This window comes from Saccharopolyspora cebuensis (assembly GCF_039542665.1).
In the GTDB taxonomy this organism is placed as follows: domain Bacteria; phylum Actinomycetota; class Actinomycetes; order Mycobacteriales; family Pseudonocardiaceae; genus Saccharopolyspora; species Saccharopolyspora cebuensis.
Genome location: NZ_BAABII010000010.1, coordinates 560,785 through 581,588 on the forward strand (window position 1 = coordinate 560,785; position 20,804 = coordinate 581,588).

At 71.3% G+C, this 20,804-nt stretch carries 23 protein-coding genes and 1 tRNA gene; 15 read left to right on the forward strand and 9 right to left on the reverse strand.

From position 1 onward, the window contains the following. Window positions 1-170: 170 nt before the first annotated feature. The 3 genes from ABD976_RS16960 to ABD976_RS16970 form a co-directional block, all read right to left on the reverse strand. Window positions 171-362 (reverse strand): ferredoxin, encoded by a 192-nt coding sequence (locus ABD976_RS16960; RefSeq protein WP_345364195.1) that lies wholly within the window; start codon window positions 360-362, stop codon window positions 171-173. 134 nt (window positions 363-496) lie between these two features. Then, a complete protein-coding gene (locus tag ABD976_RS16965) occupies window positions 497-1,732 on the reverse strand; it encodes a cytochrome P450 family protein (protein ID WP_345364197.1) in 1,236 nt (411 codons plus the stop codon). Window positions 1,733-1,809: 77 nt separating this feature from the next. Further along, a complete protein-coding gene (locus tag ABD976_RS16970; RefSeq protein WP_345364199.1) occupies window positions 1,810-2,307 on the reverse strand; it encodes a GbsR/MarR family transcriptional regulator in 498 nt (165 codons plus the stop codon). 469 nt (window positions 2,308-2,776) lie between these two features. On the opposite strand from ABD976_RS16970, the gene ABD976_RS16975 reads away from it, so the two are divergent. Together ABD976_RS16975 and ABD976_RS16980 are read left to right on the forward strand one after the other, a co-directional pair. Next, a complete protein-coding gene (locus tag ABD976_RS16975; RefSeq protein ID WP_345364201.1) occupies window positions 2,777-4,027 on the forward strand; it encodes a PAS domain S-box protein in 1,251 nt (416 codons plus the stop codon). A 626-nt stretch (window positions 4,028-4,653) separates the two neighbouring features. Further along, the gene (locus tag ABD976_RS16980) at window positions 4,654-5,757 is read left to right on the forward strand and encodes an alpha/beta hydrolase (protein WP_345364203.1); all 1,104 of its coding nucleotides are present in this window, start codon (window positions 4,654-4,656) and stop codon (window positions 5,755-5,757) included. Window positions 5,758-6,058: 301 nt separating this feature from the next. On the opposite strand, the gene ABD976_RS16985 is transcribed toward ABD976_RS16980, so the two are convergent. Continuing rightward, window positions 6,059-6,313 (reverse strand): SAM-dependent methyltransferase, encoded by a 255-nt coding sequence (locus ABD976_RS16985; RefSeq protein WP_345364205.1) that lies wholly within the window; start codon window positions 6,311-6,313, stop codon window positions 6,059-6,061. Between the two features lie 327 nt (window positions 6,314-6,640). Then, window positions 6,641-6,802, reverse strand: a complete 162-nt coding sequence (locus tag ABD976_RS16990) for a hypothetical protein (RefSeq protein ID WP_345364297.1) — start codon at window positions 6,800-6,802, stop codon at window positions 6,641-6,643. On the opposite strand from ABD976_RS16990, the gene ABD976_RS16995 reads away from it, so the two are divergent. Next, the gene (locus ABD976_RS16995) at window positions 6,725-6,988 is read left to right on the forward strand and encodes an ANTAR domain-containing protein (RefSeq protein WP_345364293.1); all 264 of its coding nucleotides are present in this window, start codon (window positions 6,725-6,727) and stop codon (window positions 6,986-6,988) included. The two genes, ABD976_RS16990 and ABD976_RS16995, sit on opposite strands and share 78 nt — an antisense overlap. Here the strand turns inward: ABD976_RS16995 and ABD976_RS17000 are convergent. Then, the gene (locus ABD976_RS17000) at window positions 6,887-7,996 is read right to left on the reverse strand and encodes an FUSC family protein (RefSeq protein ID WP_345364207.1); all 1,110 of its coding nucleotides are present in this window, start codon (window positions 7,994-7,996) and stop codon (window positions 6,887-6,889) included. The two genes, ABD976_RS16995 and ABD976_RS17000, sit on opposite strands and share 102 nt — an antisense overlap. A 435-nt stretch (window positions 7,997-8,431) precedes the next feature. On the opposite strand from ABD976_RS17000, the gene ABD976_RS17005 reads away from it, so the two are divergent. The 3 genes from ABD976_RS17005 to ABD976_RS17015 all read left to right on the forward strand — a co-directional run bounded on the left by ABD976_RS17005 (window position 8,432) and on the right by ABD976_RS17015 (window position 9,965). Continuing rightward, a complete protein-coding gene (locus ABD976_RS17005; RefSeq protein WP_345364209.1) occupies window positions 8,432-8,776 on the forward strand; it encodes a DUF6766 family protein in 345 nt (114 codons plus the stop codon). Window positions 8,777-9,090: 314 nt separating this feature from the next. After that, the gene (locus ABD976_RS17010; protein WP_345364211.1) at window positions 9,091-9,660 is read left to right on the forward strand and encodes a hemerythrin domain-containing protein; all 570 of its coding nucleotides are present in this window, start codon (window positions 9,091-9,093) and stop codon (window positions 9,658-9,660) included. A 14-nt stretch (window positions 9,661-9,674) separates the two neighbouring features. After that, complete coding sequence (locus ABD976_RS17015) at window positions 9,675-9,965, forward strand: hypothetical protein (protein ID WP_345364213.1); 291 nt, start codon at window positions 9,675-9,677, stop codon at window positions 9,963-9,965. A 798-nt stretch (window positions 9,966-10,763) separates the two neighbouring features. Here ABD976_RS17015 and ABD976_RS17020 read toward each other — a convergent pair. Then, window positions 10,764-10,837: transfer RNA gene (locus ABD976_RS17020), tRNA-Pro, on the reverse strand. A gap of 168 nt (window positions 10,838-11,005) precedes the next feature. Here ABD976_RS17020 and ABD976_RS17025 point away from each other — a divergent pair. Together ABD976_RS17025 and ABD976_RS17030 are read left to right on the forward strand one after the other, a co-directional pair. Next, entirely contained in the window at window positions 11,006-12,409 is a 1,404-nt protein-coding gene (locus ABD976_RS17025; protein ID WP_345364215.1) for a serine/threonine-protein kinase, read from the forward strand. Between the two features lie 58 nt (window positions 12,410-12,467). After that, window positions 12,468-12,806, forward strand: coding sequence for a plasmid stabilization protein (locus tag ABD976_RS17030; protein WP_345364218.1), 339 nt, complete (start codon window positions 12,468-12,470; stop codon window positions 12,804-12,806). Window positions 12,807-12,811: 5 nt separating this feature from the next. Here the strand turns inward: ABD976_RS17030 and ABD976_RS17035 are convergent, their stop codons facing one another. Then, window positions 12,812-13,624, reverse strand: a complete 813-nt coding sequence (locus ABD976_RS17035; RefSeq protein WP_345364220.1) for a UbiA family prenyltransferase — start codon at window positions 13,622-13,624, stop codon at window positions 12,812-12,814. 27 nt (window positions 13,625-13,651) lie between these two features. On the opposite strand from ABD976_RS17035, the gene ABD976_RS17040 reads away from it, so the two are divergent. From ABD976_RS17040 to ABD976_RS17070, 7 genes are read left to right on the forward strand one after another with little or no spacing between them, the layout of a single operon-like run. Beyond that, window positions 13,652-14,362 carry a class I SAM-dependent methyltransferase gene (locus ABD976_RS17040; protein ID WP_345364222.1) on the forward strand — a complete coding sequence of 237 codons (711 nt, stop codon included), beginning with the start codon at window positions 13,652-13,654 and terminating at the stop codon, window positions 14,360-14,362. Window positions 14,363-14,367: 5 nt separating this feature from the next. Beyond that, complete coding sequence (locus tag ABD976_RS17045) at window positions 14,368-15,549, forward strand: acyl-CoA dehydrogenase family protein (protein ID WP_345364224.1); 1,182 nt, start codon at window positions 14,368-14,370, stop codon at window positions 15,547-15,549. 5 nt (window positions 15,550-15,554) lie between these two features. After that, on the forward strand, window positions 15,555-16,583 hold the full coding sequence (locus tag ABD976_RS17050) for a type III polyketide synthase (protein WP_345364226.1): 1,029 nt from the start codon (window positions 15,555-15,557) through the stop codon (window positions 16,581-16,583). Continuing rightward, entirely contained in the window at window positions 16,583-17,296 is a 714-nt protein-coding gene (locus tag ABD976_RS17055; protein WP_345364228.1) for a YqjF family protein, read from the forward strand. The genes ABD976_RS17050 and ABD976_RS17055 overlap by 1 nt, the downstream gene beginning before the upstream one ends. Before the next feature lie 9 nt (window positions 17,297-17,305). Next, on the forward strand, window positions 17,306-18,127 hold the full coding sequence (locus ABD976_RS17060) for an alpha/beta fold hydrolase (protein WP_345364230.1): 822 nt from the start codon (window positions 17,306-17,308) through the stop codon (window positions 18,125-18,127). Continuing rightward, window positions 18,124-19,647, forward strand: a complete 1,524-nt coding sequence (locus ABD976_RS17065) for a carboxylesterase/lipase family protein (protein ID WP_345364232.1) — start codon at window positions 18,124-18,126, stop codon at window positions 19,645-19,647. The genes ABD976_RS17060 and ABD976_RS17065 overlap by 4 nt, the downstream gene beginning before the upstream one ends. Before the next feature lie 46 nt (window positions 19,648-19,693). Next, window positions 19,694-20,314 (forward strand): L-threonylcarbamoyladenylate synthase, encoded by a 621-nt coding sequence (locus ABD976_RS17070; protein ID WP_345364234.1) that lies wholly within the window; start codon window positions 19,694-19,696, stop codon window positions 20,312-20,314. An 8-nt stretch (window positions 20,315-20,322) separates the two neighbouring features. Here the strand turns inward: ABD976_RS17070 and ABD976_RS17075 are convergent, their stop codons facing one another. Next, window positions 20,323-20,778, reverse strand: a complete 456-nt coding sequence (locus ABD976_RS17075) for an NUDIX hydrolase (protein ID WP_345364236.1) — start codon at window positions 20,776-20,778, stop codon at window positions 20,323-20,325. Window positions 20,779-20,804: the final 26 nt, after the last annotated feature.

Consider the following 20,804-nt stretch of genomic DNA (forward strand, 5'->3'; position numbering starts at 1 on the left):
CCAGGCCGATGACCAGGTACGCGGTCTCGGGCGTCACCGCGCCCGTGTCCTGGTCCCTCCGTCGAATGCCATCGACGTGGTTGACCGAGGCGACGTTCTCGTGGCGCCCGTGCGCTTCGCGCGCCCCGGAACAGACCTCATCAGCGAACCCGCCTTTCGGACAAGGTTCCCTATTCAGTGATCGAAAGCGCCTCGGTGGGGCAGGCCGCCACTGCGCGGTGGACGTTCTGCTCGTCGTCCCCGTCGACCTCCCACTGCAGCACGTCAAGCGTGCCGTTGTCCTGGACCTCGAAGTACTTGTCGGTCTCGAACTCGCAGAGGCCGTTGCCGGCGCACCGATCCCAGTTCACCTCGATACGCATCCGTCTCCTTCCCCGCGGTTCGCTCCTCGGTGGGGGCCGCCGCGATTTCCTCGGCAATTCTTCGACCACCGCGTCAGGAGCACGAGCTCACGGGTCCTGTGGCCGGGCATGCGCGTGTGCCGTTCGGCTGACATTCAGCCCAGGTGGACGGGCAGCTGCTGGTATCGGGTCCACAGCGGCATCGGCTCGAAAGCCAGCTCGTCACGCGGGACGGCCAGGGTGATCGCCGGGTGCCGGGCGAGCAGCACCTGCACCGCGACTCGGGCCTCCATGCGGGCGAGGCTGGCCCCGAGGCAGAAGTGCTGGCCGTGACCGAACCCGAGGTGGTGATTGGGCGTTCGCGTGATGTCGAACCGGTCCGGCTCGTCGAAGACCGCCGGGTCCCGGTTGGCCGAGCCCAGCAGCGGAATCACCACGGACCCGGCGGGGACGGTCTGCCCGTACCAGGTGATGTCCTCGACGGCGGTGGCCGGCTTGGTGCCCCCGACCGGTCCGGCGAAGCGCACGATCTCCTCGATGGCCGAGCGCCACAGCGCCGTGTCCTCGGGTGCCTCGCGGAGGCGGGCGAGGTCCTCGGGGTGGTCGAGCAGGGTGACCACCGCGTTGGTGATCAGGTTGAACGTGGTCTCGTAGCCGGCGACGATCAGGGTGAACACCATGGCCACGAGCTCGTCCTCGGAGAGGCGGTCGCCGTCCTCCTCGGCTTGGATCAGGCCGGTGAGGATGTCCTCGGCGGGCTCGGCGCGCTTGCGGGCCACCAGTTCGCGCACGAAGTCGACCAGGTCGCGGATCTTGGCGTCCCAGTCCTCCCGGGTGCCCTCGTAGTCGCTGAGCATGGCGGCCACTCCGAGCTGGAACCGTGCGCGATCGGCCTCGTCCACCCCGACCACCTCGGCGATGACTGTGAAGGGGATCGGCAGGGCGTACTCCTGCCGCAGGTCGAGGACGTCCTGTCCGACCAGTGCGTCGAGCCTTTCGGTGGCCAGCGCGCGGACCCGCTCGCCGAGTCGTTCGATCATCTTCGGGGTGAAGGGTTTGGCCACGAGTGCGCGCAGGCGCTTGTGTTCGGCTCCGTCCTTCATGATGAGCGACTCTTGGCTCACCATCCGGATGTGCTCGGGCAGCCCGGTTGCCATCGCCGAGCCGTCACCGGGCGAGCGGGGCAGGCGAGGGTCGGTGAGCATCGCCCGGCAATCCTGGTAGCGCGCGAGCACCCAGACGGGCTGGGAAACCGGTCCGTAATCAATCCGAGTCTGCGCAACGGGGGCGTGCTCGCGCAGCCACGCGTAGTGCCGCTGCGGGTCGGCAGCGAACTCGGGACTGCCGAGGGGCGGCAGCCCCTCGGTCATCGGCGTTGTCGAGCTGGTCATCTCGGACCTCCATGCGGCGCTGCTCGTGGTGGGTGAACGGTCGGGTTGCTGCCGCGGTAGCGGGCGGGAACGGGACCTCAGCGGTCGAGATCGAGCTGGGGCCGGTACTCGCGCCAGCGCGCCATCACCCCGTCCAACTCGGCACGCAGGAACGCGAAGAACTCCTGGCTCTCCCGCATCCGCCGGCCGCCGCGGGTATCCGGCCCCAGCGTCTCGACGCCCTCGGCGGCGGCCTTCTCGTAGTGGCTGAGCAGGTCCGAGCGCTGCAGGAAGATGTGTGACCAGATGTCCCGGTCGTCGATCCGGTACAGGTCGCTGCGCATGCCCGGCTCGCGTTCCTTGGTCACCAGCCCGACCTGCACCAGGTAGCGGACCGCCCCGGAGATCGCCGCCGGACTGACCCGCAACCCGGCGGCGAGCTCGCTGGCGGTGTAGCGGTCGCGGTCTTCGGCCAGGACGTAGGCGAAGACCCGAGCCGGCATCCGCGGGACGCCGGACTCCTCGAGCACCTGGGCGAAGCGCTCGACGTAACGCAGCAGCCGGGCGCTGGACTCTTCGCCTGCTTCAGCAGTCATATACCCATCATAAACACCACGTGTTTCACAAATCAATGAAATCTCTCCGGCTCCACTGCGGGCGGGACGTCGTGGCCTGGCGCACCGGCTGCCGCCGCGATCGGCGGCGTGGCGGTACCAGCTCGGTGGCGATCTCGGTGATCTTCCTGTTCCTGTTCTCCGGTTCCGGGCGGTCAACGCGCTGCTGGAGTCGGCCCCGACCGTAGGTATGGCAGAACCACCGCTGCCGCGGGGTGTTCGCGTCCGGACGTAGCCACGGCGAGACGTCCACGGCCAACGCGATGCGATCGTCCGCTGCGCTCGGTAGACGTTGCGCGAGGTCTCCAACGCCCCGAACGCCACCTCGCGATCGGGATCGTGCACACTGACCATCGCAGCCCTGGAACGATATTCTTCCTGCCGCAAGAGCGAGTGATCACCAAAGGCGGCTCAGGATGACGCCAGGGACTGGCCGGACTACCGTTGGTTCATGGGAGGACCTCGGCAGTTCTCGGCAGACCGGCTTTGTCAGCTGATCTTGGACCAGGCTGCTGGGCCGCTGGCGATCCTGGACCTGCAAGGGCGCTACATCCACGTCAATCCTGCTGGATGTCGCCTGATCGGCTACGCCCTTGAGGAGCTTCTCGGGCACGTGCCCCGCGAGTTCACCTTTCCGGATGATGATGCACTGGACCGCGAGGCGATCGACCGCGTGATCCAGGGCCGCGACGATAGCTACGAGGTGGAGAAACGATTCCTGGGCTCGGACGGCCACGTCGTTTGGGCACTGGTGACCAATTCACTCATCCGGGACGACGACGGTCGTCCCCTCTTCTTCTTGTCGCAGGTGCAAGACATCACTGTCCGACGCGAATTCGAGAGGCGCTGGCAGCAGACGGTGTCCAATGCTCCCGTCGGGATGGCCCTGATCGACCTAGAAGGGTGCTTCACCGAGGTGAACGACCGGTTGTGCGCCGAGTTGGGCTACAGCAGGGACGAACTGTTGGGAACGAATTTTCTCGCCCTGACCTATGGCGCCGATCTGCCGGCGGCACAGGAGGCCTTCGCTGACGCGGTAGAAGGCCGCCAGGACAAGGTGAGCGTCGAGCGCCGCTACCGGCACAAGGATGGTCACCCGCTGTGGGTGTTCGTCCGCGCCGGCGTGGTCTCGGACGCCGACGACCGGCCCGCTTACCTGGTCGTTCAGTTCGACCCGGTCGGCGAACACCTGGGGGACAGGCGGCTGGCGTACCTGGCCCTGCACGACACGCTGACCGGATTGGCCAATCGCACCCTGCTCCTCGACAGGCTCGAACAGGAACTCACCGAGCTGCCCTCCGGCGAGGATGAAGTACTGGCGGTTCTCCTGGTCGACCTGGACAACCTGAAAACGATCAACGACCAGTACGGGCACGCCGCTGGCGATCAGTTGTTGACCACGACCGCCGATAGCCTCCTGAAGGCCGTGCGTGCTGGCGACACGGTCGCTCGCCTCGGCGGCGACGAATTCGTCATTCTCGCCCGGTTGGCGAGCTCGAGCGCCGCCGAAGCATTTCGCCTTCGGATCGCACGGCTCCTGGGCAGCGAAGGCGTCACCTCCGGTGAGCTGCTCCGGCCGCGCGCCAGCGTCGGGATCACCACCACCCGAGCGCCAAATGTCCCGCCGGAAGAGCTTATCGCTGAGGCGGATCAAGACATGTATGCCCGCAAGAAGGAACGAAAAGCGTCCGACAGCCTTTGAACTCAGAGCGAGCCCCGCTGCCGCGTGATCACCGCGGGCTGCGGGTGTGATGACGAAAGTGCCTTGCCCGTTGGGAAAACTGGGCTTGTTGGTTCACCTCAAGTGTCGTGGTTGCGGCCACCCCTTGCTCGAAATGAGGTTGATCGCTTCGTCGGTGAGTCGCTCTCTTGATCACGATCTATCCGCGTAGGCGGGCCCGGATGTCGCGGGACCTAGGGGGATTTCTGGTCCGGACTGCCGGACGGCTTTCGTCACGAAGAGCGGTCGGCGCGCCGAGGGATGCGGAGGCTCCGGAGGCCGGGCCCGCCCGGCCGGCCCTCACTTGCGAGCCCGCTCGGGCGGACCGCAGCGGCCGTTTTGCGCATCCACACCTGCAGCAACGCTCGAGTTCCTGCCCGAGCGGGAGCACCGGGCGTAGCCGAAGCGGATGTCCGCGCTCGCCCGCGTCCGACCGGTCGGCCTTCCACGCTACGACGCACACCGCGGGGCGTGCGGGGTCGAGCTTGTACCCCCCACAAACCGGACCTGCCACGCCTGGCGCAGGAGCGGTTTCCTGGAATCGCGTATCGGTCACGACACCGCCGACCGTCGCGCATTTCCTGCCGATCGAACACGAGGTGCACTCCATGGAACGTCGCAAAGCACTCGGGCTGTTCGCCGCTGCCGCCTCTGTCACGGCTCTGCCTGCCTGGGGTGCGGGGACCGGCCGCGCCGCAGGCGTCGCAGGAAAGGACGGGGCCAGCGACTACACCTTCGCACTGGACGAGAACGTCCAGCGGACCTCGGTGCGGTTCAAGAACCGCTTCGGCATCGAGGTCGCCGGGGACCTCTACGTGCCGAAGAACGCCAAGGGCAAGCTGCGCGCGTTGGCGCTCAGCGGACCGTTCGGCGCGGTCAAGGAACAGTCCTCGGGGCTCTACGCCAACGAGTTCGCTCGCCGCGGCTACGTCGCCCTCGCCTTCGACCCCTCCTTCACCGGCGAGAGCGGCGGCGCGGTGCGCGACGTGGCCTCGCCCGACATCTACACCGAGGACTTCAGCGCCGCCGTGGACTTCCTCGGCCTGCAAGAGATCGTCGACCGGGAGCGGATCGGCGTGCAGGCCGTCTGCGGCTTGAGCGGTATGGCGCTCACGGCGGCGGCCGCGGACAGCCGCATCAAGGCGGTCGCCACGGCCTCGATGTACGACATGTCGCGCAGCATGTCCCGCGGCCACGAGGACTCCTACACGCGTGAGCAGCGCCAGAAGGTCGTGGACTACCTCAGCCGTCAGCGCTGGATCGACGCCGAGAACGGCACCTACGCCCGCGGCTCCCACGAGGTGCCCTTCGACGAGAACGGCAACGTCGCCCCTGCGAACCGCGTCCTGCCCGAGACCCTCCCCCCGGACGCCGATCCGATCACCGCGAGCTTCTTCGACTACTACCGCACCGAGCGCGGCTACCACCCGCGCTCGATCAACTCCACCACCGCATGGACCGCGACCACACCGATGTCGTTCTTCGGCTTCCAGCAGATGACGAACATCGACATGCTGGCGCCCCGCAAGGCCCTCCTGGTGGCGGGAGCCGACGCGCACTCGCGCTACTACTCCGAGGACGTCCAGGCCAAGGCCCCCGACACCGTCGACCTCGTGATCGTCCCGGGCGCGGATCACGTCGGCCTGTACGACCGCAAGGAGCTCATCCCCTTCGACAGGCTCGACGAGTTCTTCACCAACAACCTCGCCTAACCGGAATGCGAATGCGGCTCCTCCTGCTGAGGCGGAGCCGCTTCGTCTGCTGGTGTCGCGGTGGTGATGGGTGCTTCGAGGTAGGGCGAGAGCTGGCGGAGTCCGTCGCGGTTTTCGATGATGCGGCGCTAGTACCGGTTTCTCCGATCCGCCGTGCCCGGAGCGCTTCGCGAAGGGGTGAGGCGTGGTGTTCCCGAGCGTTTCGTAGTTGAGCGTCATGGGGTCGAACACGGCCTCGATCAGCCGGCCCGCCGACCCTCGGTTTTTGTGCTGTGTTCGTGTCGCCCCGTCCGACCGTGGTTCAGCGTGGGGTGGCGACGGCGGCGTAGAAGTTGCTGTTGCGCGGGTCGTGGCCGGGTGGGGGTGCGGAGTCCGGGCGCCATTGGGAGGGGTGGACGACTCCGGGTGCGAGGAGGTCGAAGCCGGCGAGGAGGTCGGTGATCTCGCTGCGGCTGCGCAGGACCATGGCGTCGCGGTCGCTGGCGTCGGCGTTGAAGATCGCCACCGCCTGGTCCATCTCGTCGGGGAAGTCGTCGCCGGTCATGTGGGAGAACACCACAGGCCCCTCTGTGGGTCTTGCTCACATCGCTCGGCGCCCGTACCAGGGGGCTGACCTCCTGACTGCAGCACTACTTGATCACCTCGGAAGGTGCGCAGTGAGACGTATAGGTTCCCGCAATGCCCTCCTTCCTCATTTTCTCGTTCTTGCTGGCCTCGGATTGATGGCAGTTTACACTCTGGGGTCTTTCAAAGAGGGTTCTATCTTTCATTGGCTGGCCTATGTCGGCTTGGCGGTAGGTTTGATCGGCCTGGCAAGCTTGTGGAAACACTTCCGAAATGACTTCAAGTGATTTCCCCGAGGCCTCATCGGGTTGTGCGGGCGTTATGTCACTCTTGCCGCTGCTCCGCGATCGGCACCCGGCAGTGCATCGGCGAGGCGCTCGGCATCATCATGGAACGCCACAAGATCCCCGAAAACGAGGCCTTCGCCGTGCTCCACCGCGCTTCCCAGCACGGCAACACCAAAGTTCGCGACCTCGCTCACCGCGTCGTGACCACCGGCGAGTCGCACGACAATGTTCGGCGGTGCGACGGGAACGGACGGCCCGGCCCCTCACCAAAGCTGTCCTCAGTTCAGCTGGGCCAGTTCGTCGCGGGCACTGGCGAGGTCGTCGACCAGTCGGTGCGCGTCGGTGGACAGGCTCTGGAAGGTCGGCCAGCGGTCCGGTGAGTCGAGTCCTTCCCGCTCCAGCCGGTTGCCGAGTTCCTGGCAGCACCGCTGCGCCTGGTCGAGGCGCTCGGCGAGCTCGCCGTCCTCGCCGAGGTCGGCGGCGGAATGCACCTCGCCCAGCAGGCGGCACACCTCGGCCACCGAGGACAGCAGCTCGCCGTAGGAAGCCAGCCACCGCTGCTGCGAGGCCGCGTCGGCCTCGTCGTCGGTGTCCAGCGCGCGGGCGACCGACTGCAGGTCGTTGACCACCCGGGCCAGCGCGTTGACCGTGAAGTAGTGCCCCGAGAACGACGGTGCCCGGGCCAGCAGCCTGCGCGGGTTGTACTGCTGCGACTCGGCGGCGTCGTCCACGCTCAGCCGCGCCTGCGTCGCGAGGCGGGACAGCTCCTGGGTGCGCTCCCACAGGTTCTGCGCCCGGTCCCGGGGCGGCAGGCCCTCGTTCACGGCGTCGGCGAACTCGGCGAGGCAGTCGGTCACCGACCGGCTCAGCGACCGGACGTTGTCCTCGGCCGGCTGGTACCGCAACGGCGGCACGAGCACGAGGTTGGTGACCACCCCGATGACCGCACCGAGCACCACCAGCCCGCACAGCACACCGAGCTGGACCCAGCTCGCGCGCCAGTCGGTGGCCTGGGCGAAGTACTGGTAGGCGAACATCACCGCCACCGCCACCTGCCAGCCGTGGCTGCCCAGCCGTCGCCACTGCCCGATGACCAGGGCGACCAGCACGATCAGCGGGAAGGTCACCAGGCCCTCGCCCAGCAGCGTGGTGAGCGCTCCGGCCAGCAGGATGCCCCCGACCATCGCGACCACGTACCGCACCGAGTGGTGCACCGATCTCGACACCGTCATGTACACCATCAGCAGCGCCGAGAACGGGGCGAACGACGCCGCTTGCGCCTGCAGCAGCTCCGCGGCGATCCACCACGACACGGTGGCCGCCACCGCGCTCTTGACCACCAGCAGCCCGGTATCGGCGTAGCCGTGAAAACGCCCGAAAACGGTCATAACACCACTGAGGATGCCGCCTACTCGGCCCGCGCCCACGTCGCCCTGCGATCCCCGGCCTTGACCACCCACAGCCATTCCACACCCCTCGCGAGAAGGCACCACCAAGACCACGACGCCAACCTGCACTACCCGAACAGACACAGGTTCACGCGCGGTGACCGCGCCGGGACACCGGCCTGAGGCCACGCCCGGCGGTGCGGGCAGTGCTGCGGGACCCGCTGCGATCCGGGACCAGGTCCGCCTGCTGAGAGGCTCGACATGGCGACTTGCTCGCTCAGCTCGGTTGCCGTGCTGCCATACCGGGCAGCTGTGGGGGCGCCCGAGCGGCGTCATGCCTCGGGCCCTCGGGCAGGACCGGGCGGCCCCCCACCTGTGTGGACGGGTGGCGCTGCCCGACCGCACCGCTCGCGACGACGAAGGGATAGGGCAGCGATGTCCCGCAGGCCGAACAGCGGATCGAACTTGCGCAGGTGGGGCGCGGTTTACGTGCTCGTGGTGCTGTTCGTGGGATCGTGGATCGGCCAGTTCTTCACCTCCATGGCCGAATTCGCCGACACCCAAGCGCAGCACGGCCAGCCGTTCGAGTGGGGTGCCTTCTTGTACCAGTTCTTCTCCGCCACCTTCGAGAACTGGCAATCGGAATGGCTGCAGGTCGTGTTCCAGGCCATGTTGCTGATGGGCGCCAAGCACTGGCTGTTCCAGGTGGATTCCGAAGACCTCGAACGCATCGAGGACAAACTGGACGATCTTCTCCATCAGCGCCGGACATTCGAGTGAGCGGCGCGTGGAACACCGGCGCGTCGGTAAATTCGCGGGGCAGCCCGGAGTGGCCGGGGTGCTCGAACGCGTTCGAACATCCACCAATCGTCGCGCACGGCACCTGCTCGCGTTCGCCGAGTCGGTCGGAGGTACGCCCATGCAATCGGGTTCGCCGCATCCCCCGGGCGCCGCACCGCGCTACCACGTTCCTGACCGGCGTGTCCATATCTGCCTGGTCCATGTGATCGCGGTTTGGCGATAGCCGTCCTGCGGGCAGTCTTGGGGGTGCGGTTCCCAGCCCGGGAACCGATCGGTATTGCAGGAGGTTGGTCATGGCGCAGGCGACCACGCACCAGGGTGATCTCATCGACGTCCTGGTCAAGGATCATCGTGCGGTCGAGGATGCGTTCGGAACTTACGAGCGTGGGGGGCTGTCCGATGAGCACCGTCGCGCGCTCGTCGATCACATCATCACCGAATTGGTCCGGCACTCCGTGGCTGAGGAGCAGTACCTCTACCCGATGGCGCGGAAGAGCCTGCCGGACGGCGACGCGGTGGCCGATCACGAGATCGAGGAGCACACCGAAGCCGAAGAGGTCTTGAAAGAACTGGAGCGCTTGAGCCCGAGCGAAGCCGAGTTCGACCAGAAGGTCCGGAAGCTGATCAGCGACATCCGGCACCACGTCGAGGACGAGGAGCGCGACCTGTTCCCACGGCTGCAGCATGCCTGCAGCCAGGAAGAGCTGCAGGAGCTCGGCGCCAAGATCGTCCGGGCGAAGGAGGTCGCCCCCACCCGGCCGCACCCGTCGGCACCGAAAACACCGCCCGCGAACATGATCCTCGATCCGGGCGCAGGCTTGATCGACCGGATGCGCGACGCGCTGTCGCAGCGCGGTCGGTGAGCTGGGGGCCCATCATGAGCGAACAAGTGCGCGTGCTCAAGCTGGGGATCGGGGAGTTCGCGGCCGAGGTGCACGAGGGCGAGCAGATCACTGAACACCGCGTGGTGATCTCGGACCGGTTCCGCGACAAGTTGCTCCTCGCGGAAGTGGACGAGCAGCGATTGATCAGCGAATCCCTGAAGTGCCTGTTGCAGCAGATCCCGGTCACGTCGCTGCCGCACGACATCGATCTGGACCAGATGGACGAGAACTACCCCGAGTTCCTGCCCGAACTGCGCGCCCGCCTGGGCGAGCAGGCGCCGTAGCGCACCGGGCGCTGGACCCGTCACGATGGCTGGCACACGCTTCACCGGGCACTGCGCCGCTGCGCAGCACCGCGCCCTGAGGTGCTGAACCGGACAGTTGGCCTTTTCACCATCGAAACGGTGGGCCCACGACCGTCACCTGGTGTTGTCGAGCCTGTAGGTGGCGTGGCGATCCACACGAGGCGCATCGGCCCGATTCGCGCGCCACTCATGCGGGCACGCCAGTGCGATGAAGCCGGTAGCCATGCCCGTGGCCGCCTGAGGCGTCGGAGCAGGGTTCTGGGAGGAAATGGGGAGGAACCACCTGCGCTGAACGGCGTCGAACTGGCTCGACAGGTACCAACTGCACCGCCCGGACCTGCGCAAAGCCGTTCAGCGCAGGTCAGGCGATGCCGAACGCTACCGTGACACGGTAGAGGTCACGAAGCCCTGGCTGCAGGCTTGCTCAGTTCGCGGCCCGGGCCGTTCTGGGAAGGCATGGCGAGGTGCCTTCGGCGATGTTCTTCGTCGACATCTGCCTACCCCGAGGGGTGGGGGCAGACGGTGGGCGTGGCGGATACCGAGCTGCAGGTGAGAACGTCTCCATCAGCTGGCCGTGACAACGTCGGGGCGAATGCGTCGCGAAGCGGCGTGGTATCGCGGCTGCGAGAGGTGCTGTGGCGCATTACTGTTCGGGGACCCGTAACGGTCGCCTGAGGAGCAGCGCCGCCAGCAAGATCCACGGCATGATCCTCAGCGCAACATCAAGAAGCCCGCTGACCTGCGCTTTCGCGTCAGGTCAGCGGGCTTCCGTGACCGTCGGGACGGCGGGATTCGAACCCACGACCCCTTGACCCCCAGTCAAGTGCGCTACCAAGCTGCGCTACGTCCCGGTCACCGCTCGCGGTGTGGAACCAGCTTAGCGCACCGCCGAACGGGCGATCATCGGGGGCTGGGTTCGGCTGTTTCCGCTGGTCGTCGGGGTTCGGGTGGGTGTCGGCGGGGTGCTGGCGTCGGCGCATAGGATGATCCGTCGTTGTCGGCGGGGGGAGTGGCGCACCGTGGCGTGGCAGTTCGGGCCGTACCGGGTCGACGGGGTGATCGCGCGCGGCGGCATGGGTGAGATCCTGCGCGCCTACGACACCCGTCACGACCGGGTCGTGGCGTTGAAGGTGTTGGCCGAGCACGCCGCCGCCGATCCCGAGTTCCGCGAGCGCTTCAAGCGGGAAGCGCACGCCGCGGCCCGGCTCAACGAGCCGCACGTCATCCCGATTCACTCCTACGGGGAGATCGACGGCCGGTTGTACCTGGACATGCGGTTGGTCGACGGTGGTGACGTGGGGTCGCGGCTGGCCGCCGCCGGGCCGATGCCTGCTGCCGAGGCGGTGGGCGTGGTCGAGCAGGTGGCGCAGGCGCTGGACGCCGCGCACGCCCAGGGGCTCGTGCACCGGGACGTCAAGCCGTCCAACATCCTGCTCGGCGAGCACGGGTTCGCCTACCTGGTGGACTTCGGCATCGCGCACTCGGTGCGCACGGGAACGACGCTGACCTCCACCGGTTTCGCGATCGGCACCCTCGACTACATGGCGCCGGAGCGCTTCGACGGCTCGCCGGGCGATCCGCGTTCCGACGTCTACTCGCTGGCCTGCGTGCTGCACCAGTGCCTCACCGGGGCGAAGCCGTTCGCCGGGGACACCGCCGCCTCGATGATCAACGCCCACCTCAACCACCCGCCGCCGCGTCCGACGTCGCTGCGCTCGGACGTGCCACCGGGGTTCGACCGGATCGTCCAGCGCGGTATGGCGAAGAACCCGGACCACCGGTTCGCCGGCGCCGGGGAGCTGGCCCGGGCCGCGCGGGCGGCGCTGACCAGCCCGGTCCCGCTGGGCTCGGGCGCGGCGGCCGGTGAGCCGCCCCGGGGGCCGCGGCGCTGGCCGTGGCTCGCCGCGGCCGCCGCGGTGGTGGTGATCGGCGCGGTGGCCGCACTGCTCGCCTCGCGGCCGACCGAGATCGCCGGGCGGGTGGCCGCACCGGAGGGCCCGCCGAGCGCTGCCGCGACGATGGCGCCCACGTCGGTCCCCGCGGAGGTCCCGGCCGCCTCGCCCGGGCTCGAACCGCCGCCGCGGACCGAAGCCGAGTCCGAACCGGCGGTGCCGCGCGCCACCCGCTACTGCCGCACCTTGGAGCACGCGGGTGTCGCACGCGGCACCGGCTGCTTCAAGCCCTACGGCGACCGGGTCTACGCCCACGACACCCGCGCCGACGGCATGTCGATCCGCACCGACGTCGCCACCGACTACGGGCGCACCGAGGAATGCCGGGACGTCGGCAGCGGGGGCCCCGAGGTGGAGTGCGAGTTCAACCTCTCGGAGCAGGGCCGGATGCGGTTCCAGGTCGAGCTGTGGGACGACGGCAAGCGCGTCACCGAGACCCGGTGGACCGAGTACTTCCCGATCGGCCGGTGATTCGGTGCCGATCGTGACGGGTAGTCGGTGGCTGAACCCGATGCGGGAGGTGTTACCGATGCCGCAGCGAGCCTGGAACTCCAAGCGCGAGCGCCAGTACGAGCACATCAAGAACCAGGCCGAGGAGCGCGGCACCAGCAGCGGCCGCGCCGAGGAGATCGCGGCCAGGACGGTGAACAAGAACCGGGCGCAGCGGGGTGAGTCGAAGCGGCGCAGCAAGACCGCCACGCAGGACATCCCGCCGCAGCGCCGGGGCGGGATCCGTTCCGGCAACCGCACCGGTCCGGGGGGCCGCACCAAGGACCAGCTCTACGCCGACGCCCAGCGGGCCCGCATCCCGGGCCGGTCCACGATGACCAAGTCCCAGCTGGAGCAGGCGCTGCGGCGCACGAAGTAGCACGCTCAGGCCCCGGTCGCGACCACGACGCCGACGTCGACCAGCGCCACGACGAGGACGGCGCCGAACGCCGCTCGCGAGCCGGGCCGCCTGCCCAGCAGCAGCCCGGCCGTGAGCAGCAGTCCGGAGGTCAGCACCAGCAGCGGTCCCACCGCCACCGGTAGCGGGGCCGACCAGCCCAGCGCGAGCGAGGTGGCGAACACCAGCGCTGCCGCGATCCCGGCGCTGGTCGACGCCCCGAGCCGGTGCGGCAGCCCGCGCACACCGGTGGCGCGGTCGTCGGCCAGGTCGGGCAGGGTGTTGGCGAAGTGCGCGGCCGAGCCCAGCAGGATCGCGGCCACGACCAGCCACGGCGGCGGCACCGTCCCGGCGGCCAGGGAGAGGAACACCGGCAGCAGGCCGAAGGACAGCGCGTAGGGGAAGACGGACAGCGGACCGGCCTTCATCCCGAGGTCGTAGGCCCAGGCCGAGCCCAGTGCCAGCAGGTGCGCCGCCGCCGCGGCGGCGCCGAAGGGCAGCGAGAGCCCGATCGCCGCGACCGCCGACACCAGCACCGAGATCAGCACCGCGCGCCGGGACACGCACCCGCCCGCCACCGGCTTGTCCCGGCGGCCGACCGCCGCGTCGCGCTCGGCGTCGACCAGATCGTTGAGCCACCCCACCGAGAGCTGGCCCGCCAGCACCGCCGCGGTCACCACCACGAGCGCCCCGGGGCCCGCGCCGGTGGACGACGCCAAGGCCGCCGCGACCGCCGTCACCACCACCGTCGGAGCCGGGTGCGAGGCGCGGAGCAGGGGCAGCGCTGCGAGGTGCCGCACCCGGCCGAGTGTGCCAGCCTGAAGCGCATGGCACGCTCCGGCGAGGCCGTCCGCCGCAACGATCCCGAGCTCTACGAGACCCTCGCCGACCAGTGGTGGCACCGGCGCGGGGCCTTCGCGATGCTGCACTGGCTGGCCGCCGCCCGCGCCGCTCTGGTCCCGCCCGCGCCGCGCCCCGGCGCGGTGCTGGTCGACCTCGGCTGCGGCGGTGGTCTGCTGGCCCCGCACCTGAGCGGTTACCGGCACGTCGGGGTGGACCGCTCGGCCTCGGCGCTGCGGACCGCCGCCGCGCACGGCGTCGAGCCGGTGCTCGCCGACGTCGGTGCGGTCCCGCTGCCCGACGGCTGCGCGGACTGCGTGGTGGCGGGGGAGATCCTCGAGCACGTCACCGACCTGCCCGCCGCGGTCGGCGAGGCGTGCCGGTTGCTGCGGCCCGCCGGGGTGCTGGTGCTCGACGCGCTGGCCGCCACCGCGCGGTGCCGGTGGGTGGCGATCGGCCTGGGCGAGCGGTTGCCGGGGATCGCGCCGCGCGGGACGCACGATCCCGCGCTGCTGGTCGACCGACGCGCCTTGGTCGAGCTGGCCGCGGCGCGGGGCGTGGAGCTGCGGCTGCGCGGCGTGCGGCCGAGCGTCCGCGACCTGCTCGGCTGGTGGGGCGGGCGGACCGAGGACGTGCGGATGGTGCCGTGCGCGAGCACGGCGGTGCTGTTCCAGGGGGTCGGGTGCAAACGGGGGTGACAGGGGTGACGGCGTATCCGGTGTCGGTCGTCTCGGAGGCGGTCGGGGAGCTGGTGCCCCGGTTCGCCGAGCGGGCCGCTGCCCACGACGACGCGGGGACCTTCCCCGCCGAGGACTTCGCGGACCTGCGCGGGTGGGGGCTGCTGGGGCTGATGGTCCCGGTGGAGCACGGCGGTTTCGGCGCCACGTTCGCCGATTACGCGGCGGTGGCCGCCGGGATCGCCACCGGAGCCGGGTCCACCGCGTTGATCTTCAACATGCACGCCTCGGTGACCGGAGCCCTCGCGCACACCCCGGACGACCTGATCCGGCAGATGGGCGCCCCGGGCGGGTTCGTCGACGCCCGCGACCGGGTGCTGCGCCGCGCGGCCGCCGGGGCGCTGTACTCGGTGGCGATGAGCGAGCGCGGCGCCGGATCTCGGTTGTCCCGCACCACCACGGGGTTCCGCCGCAGTGACGGCGGTTACCGGATCACCGGCAGCAAGGCGTTCGTCTCCGGCGCCGGGCACGCCGACGCCTACCTGGTCACCGCCCGCGACGAGGCGGCCGAGGAGCCGCTCGTCTCGTACTTCCTGGTGCCGGCCGGGGAAGGGGTGCGGGTGGAACCCACCTGGGATTCGATGGGGATGCGCGCCACCGGAAGCCACGACGTGCACTTCGACGTCGAGGTGGAACCGACCGCCCTGCTCGGCGGCGTGGAGGGCATCACGCTGGCGCTCGCGCAGGTGATGCCGCAGTGGCTGGTCGCCTCCTACGCGGCCGTGTACCTCGGGGTGGCGCGGTCGGCGCTGCTGGCCGGCGCGGAGCACCTGCACGAGCGCGGGCTGGGGAAGCTGCCCCAGGTGCGGTCGCGGATGGGGCGCGCCGACGCGGCGGTCGCGGCGGCCGAGGCGGTGGTGCTCGACGCCGCGCGCCGGGTGGCCGAGCGGCCCGGCGACCGCGAGACCAACCGCTGGGTGTTCCGCGCCAAGCTGGTCGCGGGCGACACGGCGGCCGCGGTGAGCTCGTCGGTGCTGGAGGCGGCGGGGGCCTCGGCGACCCGGCGAGGACATCCGCTGGAGCGGATCTACCGCGATGCCCGCTGCGGCGCGCTGCAACCGGCGACCTCCGACGTCTGCGCGGACTGGCTGGGCGTCGCCGCGCTGGGCGGGGATCCCGACCGGGACAGCGAGACCCCGCGGTGGTGAGGCCGGTGATCGCCGGCATCGGCACCGCGTTCCCCGCGGCCGTGGCGCAGGACGTGCTGTGGGAGGGGTTCTTCCGGGACCACTTCGGCGGCGCCCGGGTCGCCGAGCGGATCTTCCGCGCCCCGTTCCTGCGCCGCAGGCACGCCGCGGTGAACCCGGTGCTGGAGGACGTCTCCGGGTGGTCGACCGGGCGGCGGATGCGCCGCTACGCCGAGGAGGCCCCGCCGCTGGGGCACCGGGCGATCACCGCCGCGCTGGCCGAGTCCGGACTCGACGCCGCCGACATCGGCCTGCTCGCGGTGGTCTCGTGCACCGGGTACAGCACTCCGGGGCTGGACGTCCGGCTGGCCGAGTCGCTGGCCCTGCCCGACCGGGTGCAGCGGCTGTGCATCGGCCACATGGGTTGCTACGCCGCCGTTCCCGGGCTGGGCGCGGTGGGCGACTTCACCGCCGCCCGCGACCGCCCGGCGGTGCTGCTGTGCGAGGAGCTGACCTCGCTGCACCTGCAGCCGCCGACCTCCGATCCGGAGCAGATCGTGCCGCACGCGTTGTTCGGCGACGCGGCGGTGGCCCTCGTGGTGCGCCCGGGCGGGCGCGGGCTGGAGCTGCTCGACGTCGACGCCCGCACCGACACCTCCGCGAGCGCGTACATGACGTGGGACATCACCGACCTGGGCTTCCGGATGGGGCTGTCGCCGAAGGTCCCGGACGTGCTGGCCGATCACGTCGCCGAGGTCACCGCGGACCTGCTCGGGCGCAACGGCTACGGCCCGGACGACGTGCGCGCGTGGGCCGTGCACCCGGGCGGACCGCGCATCCTCGACACGGTCCGGGAGGCGCTGGGGCTGGCGCCGGAAGCGCTGGACGCCTCGTGGTCGGTGCTGGCCGAGCACGGCAACTGCTCCTCGGCGACGCTGCCGCTGGTCGTCGACGAACTGCGCCGCGGCGGTGCGCTGGACGGCGGTGGTCCCGTCGTCGCGATGGCCTTCGGTCCCGGACTGACCCTCTACGCCGCGCTGCTGCGCGCGGGCTGATGGGGCCGACCGGCGACACCGCGCCGCACCGCATCGGCCCGGCGCCGACTTCGCAGCTCTGGCGCGACGCGGTGTTCCTGCACTGGCCGTGCGATCCCGACCGGCTCGCCCCGCTGCTGCCGCCCGGCACCCGCCCCGACGTCTTCGCCGGGACGGGCTGGCTCGGGGTGGTGGCGCTGCGGATGCCGGTGATCCGCCTCGCGGGCGTGCCGCTGGGCGGGATGACCCAGCTCAACGTGCGGACCTACTGCGTCGACCGGACGGGCGGGCGGGGCCAGGTGTTCCTCGCGATGGAGCTGTCCCGACCGGAGCTCGGCGCGGGCCTGCGGATGCTGTCCGGGCTGCCGTGCCGCGGGTCGCGGGTGCGGCAGCGACGGAGCGGCGGCACCCTCGGCTACCGGGCCGAGCGGCGCGGACTGCGGGTCCGGTTCCTGGTGCGCCCCGGCGAGGCCGTCGAAACCGGCCCGCTGGAGCGGTTCCTCACGGCCCGCTGGGCGCTGCACTTCGCCCGCGCCGGGCGCACGGTGCGGCTGCCGGTGACCCACGAGCCGTGGCGGCTGCGCTCCGCCGAGCTGCTCGGCCTGTCGCACCGGGGGCTGGCACCGCTGTTCGCCGGGTGCGCCACCGGGCCGCGGTGGCCGCACGTCCTGGTCGGGGCCGGGGTGAGCGCCCGCTTCGGATTCCCGGCTCTGCTCCCGCCGCGCCCCGCCTAGGATGAGGTCGTGCCGCACGCGACGAGTCACGACGGGGCCCGGATCTGGTACGAGGCGATCGGGTCCGGTCCACCGCTGGTGCTGCTGGCCGGGCAGGCCAACGACCACCGCTGGTGGGACTCCGTCCGCGACGACTTCGCCGCCGCGCACCGCACCGTCGTGCTGGACCACCTCGGCACCGGGGACAGCGATTCGCCCGCGGAGGCGGAGTACAGCACCCGGCGGTTCGCCGCCGACGTGATCGCGGTGCTCGACGCGCTGGGCCTCGCCCGCGCCCACGTCTACGGCACCTCGATGGGTGGCAAGGTCGCCCAGCGGGTCGCCCTGGACCACCCGCACCGGGTCGGTGCGCTGGTGCTCGGCTGCACCTCGGCGGGCGGGGCGGAGGCCGTGCGCGCCTCGGCGGAGGTGTCCCGCTCGCTGGTGGGCGCGGGTCCGGAGGCCCGGCGCGCGCTCGCCGAGCTGATGTACACCCCGGAGTGGACGCGCGCGCACCCCGGACCGCACCGCACGCTCGGGTCGCCGATGCGGTTGCCCGCGCGGCGCGGTCACCTGCGGGCCAGCAACGCCCACGACGCCGCCGCCGAGCTCGGCCGGATCGGCGCGCCGACGCTCGTGCTGCACGGCACCGACGACCTGCTGACCCCGCCGGACAACGCGCGGCTGCTGGCCCGCGACATCCCCGGTGCCGAACTCGTGCTGCTCGACGGCGCCCGGCACGCCTACTTCGAGGAGCAGCGGGAGCTCGCCGCGAAGGTGGTGCTGGACTTCCTGTCCCGGCACCCGATGCCCGCCGCGTCCGGGACGGGCGTCGAGCGGGACGGGCGGTGACCGCCCGCGCGCGACGGGAGGACGCCGCGACGACCGCTCCCGAGGTCCGCACCGCGTCCGGTGCGGTGCGCGGTCGCTGGTCCGGCGGGGTGGGGGTGTTCCTCGGCATCCCGTTCGCCGCCGCACCGGTCGGCCCGCGCCGGTTCGCCGCACCGCAGCCGGTCCGGCCGTGGGACGGGGTGCGCGCGGCGTCGGAGTTCGGTCCACCGCCCCCGCAGCCGATCGGGATTCCGGGCGGCACCGGGGACGACTGGCTGACCGTCAACGTGTGGTCGCCCGACCCCGGGCGCGAGGCGGGGCTGCCGGTGCTGGTGTGGATCCACGGCGGGGCGTACCTGCTCGGCGGTTCGTCGCAGCCCGGTTACGACGGTGCCCGGTTGGCCCGCGACGGCGGCGTCGTGGTCGTCACGCTGAACTACCGGGTCGGGGTCGAGGGTTTCGCGCAGCTCGACGGGGCGCCGCCGAACCGGGGACTGCTGGACCAGGTCGCCGCCCTGGAGTGGGTGCGGGACAACGTGCGGGGCTTCGGCGGTGATCCCGGCCGCGTCACGGTCTTCGGCGAGTCGGCGGGCGCCGGATCCGCCGCCGCGCTGCTGGCCATGCCGAGCGCGGCGGGCCTGTTCGGGCGGGTCATCGCGCAGAGCGTGGCCGGGACCTTCTTCTCGGCCCCGCTGGCCGCCGACGTCGGTGCGGTCCTGGCCGCAGCGGCCGGGCGGCGGCCGTCGGCCACCGAGCTCGCCGAGGTGGAACCGGCGCGGCTGGTCGCCGCCGGGGACGCGGTCGCCGCGGACCTCGGGAGCCACGAGCACCGCTGGGGCCCGGTCGCGCGCACGACCACCCCGTTCGCCCCGGTCGTCGACGGCGAGGTGCTGCCGGTCGCGCCGTGGCAGGCGCTGGCGGCCGGTGCCGGGCGCGACGTCGACCTGCTGGTCGGGCACACCCGCGACGAGCAGCGCCTGTTCACCTGGCTGGACGGTCGGCTCGGCGCGGTGACCGAGCAGGAGGCCGCCACCGCGCTGCGGGTCTTCGCGCCCGGACCGGACGGCGCGCGCCGCTACCGGGAGGCCCACCCGGACGCCGGTCCGGAACGGCTCGACGAGCTGGTGCGGTCGGATTGGCTGTTCCGGATGCCCAGCCTGCACCTGGCCGAAGCGCAGCTCGCGGGCGGTGGGCGGGCGCACCTCTACGAGCTGACCTGGACCGCGCCCGCCGCCGACGGCCCGCGCGGCGCCTGCCACGGGCTCGACGTGCCGCTGGTGTTCGGCACCGCCGGTGCGGACCTGGGCGCACGGCTCATCGGCGCGGACTTCACCCCGGCGGCCGAGGAGCTGTCCGCGCACGTCCGGGCGGCCTGGGTCGCGTTCGCCGTCGGCGGCGACCCGGGGTGGCCGCCCTACGACCTCGACGACCGGCCGACCCAGGTGCTCGACGTGCCCCCGGCGGTCACCGGCTACCCGGAGGAGACGTCGCGGCGGATCTGGCGGGACCACGTCTTCGCGCCGCTGCCGCTGCTCGGCTGAGGGCGGTCGTGCGCCGCCGGCGGCCGGCGGCGCCTATGCTCGGTGGATGGCGAAGTACTTCGACGTGCATCCGCGCAACCCGCAGCCGCGGGCGATCGGCCAGATCGTCGACCTGCTGGAGCGGGACGGGCTGATCGCCTACCCGACCGACAGCGGGTTCGCGCTCGGGTGCGAGCTCGGCAACCGCTCGGGGATGCAACGCATCCGCGCCATCCGGAACCTCGGCGACCGCCACCACTTCACCCTGGTGTGCCAGAACTTCGCGCAGCTCGGCCAGTTCGTGCACATCAGCAACGCGGTGTTCCGCGCCATCAAGGCGGCCACGCCCGGCCAGTACACCTTCATCCTGCCCGCCACCGGCGAGGTGCCGCGCCGCCTGCTGCACCCGAAGAAGAAGACCGTCGGCATCCGGATCCCCGACCACGTCACGACGCAGGCGCTGCTGGACGCCCTCGGCGAACCGCTGCTGTCCTCGACCCTGCTGCTGCCCGGCGAGGACGAGCCGATGACGCAGGGCTGGGAGATCAAGGAGCGGCTGGACCACCAGCTCGACGCGGTGCTGGATTCCGGGGACGGCGGCGTCGAGCCGACCACGGTGGTCGACTTCTCCACCGGCGAACCGGAGGTGGTGCGGCGCGGCGGCGGTGATCCGAGCCGGTTCGAGTAGCGGGCTCGTCAGAAGCCGTGGGTGAGCAGCGGCGCGACCGCACCGGTGCCCAGCAGCCGCAGGACGTCGAGCTCGTGCGGCACCACCGGGTCGGGCAGCGCGCCGAGCCCGGCCCAGCGGAGCTCGGCGGCCTTGTCCGGTTCGACCAGGCGCGGCTGCCCGGACCAGCGGCGGCACTCGAAGAAGAAGTCCACCCGCTCGTTGACCGGCCGACCGTCGCCGCCGGTCCGGTGCATCACCGTCAGCGGCCGCAGGTCCTCCGGCGCCACGGTGATCCCGAGCTCCTCGGCGGCCTCCCGCCGCGCCGCGTCCAGCACGGATTCGGCTCGCTCGACGTGCCCGGCGGCCCCGCAGGCCCAGAACCCGTCGCGGTAGCCGGTGCCCCGGCGCAACTGCAGCAGCACCTCGTCGGCTCGGCGGAGCAGGACGTACGCCGACGGCACCACGCTGAACCCGTTCGCCACGCCTCGATCGTAGTCCGGGCGGCGCG